At 66.9% G+C, this 242-nt stretch carries 1 protein-coding gene; it reads left to right on the top strand.

Features of this window, described 5'->3' with window-relative positions; translation table 11 throughout:
- On the top strand, nt 1-242 hold a 242-nt coding region (locus tag Q4528_RS15595), incomplete at both ends, for a hypothetical protein (protein WP_303522625.1).

Raw genomic sequence — 242 nt, 5'->3', positions numbered from 1 at the left:
CACCCGCCCGGCGATCCGCAACCCGGAAGGCCTGTCACTCCCGCAGGTGTGGGAGGTGGGGACGCCGCAGGTTCTCACCTCCTCTCCGGGGCAGGGAAAATTCACCCTGGCCCGGGCCGCCGTCCATGAAGGCCCAGTGCTGCTCATTCTGGACGGCATAGAGCAAGAAGACGACGCCTCGGCGCTGGTGCAACAAGCGATGGATTGGCTGACCCGGACCGCCAGCGCGCGTTTGCTGATCC

Source organism: Staphylococcus pasteuri, assembly GCF_030547725.1.
GTDB lineage: Bacteria > Bacillota > Bacilli > Staphylococcales > Staphylococcaceae > Staphylococcus > Staphylococcus pasteuri.
The sequence above is the reverse complement of the archived record's forward strand: the minus strand, read 5'-3'. Positions and strand labels throughout refer to the sequence as shown.